Origin of the sequence: Pseudomonas asuensis (assembly GCF_014646755.1) — a bacterium.
Lineage (GTDB): Bacteria > Pseudomonadota > Gammaproteobacteria > Pseudomonadales > Pseudomonadaceae > Chryseomonas > Chryseomonas asuensis.
This window is the reverse complement of sequence record NZ_BMNW01000085.1, coordinates 1-671: the sequence shown is the minus strand read 5'-3', so window position 1 is coordinate 671 and position 671 is coordinate 1. Positions and strand designations below refer to the sequence as shown.

1 protein-coding gene is annotated in these 671 nt (G+C 53.5%); it reads left to right on the top strand.

The features are described 5' to 3' along the window. Nucleotides 1–153 precede the first annotated feature (153 nt). A partial coding sequence (locus tag IEX86_RS24785; protein WP_444544334.1) for a flagellin N-terminal helical domain-containing protein occupies nucleotides 154–671 on the top strand: 518 nt, incomplete at its 3' end.

Below are 671 nucleotides of genomic sequence, written 5' to 3'. Positions count from 1 at the left end.
GGGGCGAAGTTAGCCAACTGCTTAGGAAACACTGAAGAGAATTCTCCTAAAGCAAATTGAGCAAGCGCCGATAACTTAAACGTAGGTTCTCCAGGCCACTGAGGCAACCGCCAGGCCGGGGTATCAATCAAATGACTTTGTGAGTATCTCATCATGGCTATGACCGTAAACACTAACGTTGCCTCCTTGTCTGTTCAGAAGAACCTGAACCGTGCTTCCGACAGCCTGAGCAGCTCCATGCAGCGCCTGTCCTCTGGCCTGAAAATCAACAGCGCCAAAGACGACGCCGCCGGCCTGCAGATCGCCAACCGTCTGACCAGCCAGATCCGTGGTCTGAACGTAGCGGTCAAGAACGCCAACGACGGTATCTCTATCGCTCAGACTGCTGAAGGTGCTCTGCAAGAGTCCACCAACATCCTGCAGCGTATGCGCGAACTGGCTCTGCAGTCCCGTAACGACAGCAACAGCGAAAAAGACCGTAACGCACTGAATGCTGAATTCAGCGCAATGACTTCAGAATTGAGCCGTATCTCTTCCACTACCACCTTTGGTAAGGACAAGCAGCTGTTGGACGGCTCTGCCGGTACCATGCAGTTCCAGGTAGGCGCGAACACTGGCACCAACGAAGTGATTTCGATTGACCTGAGCACTGGCTTTGACGCCACTACGCT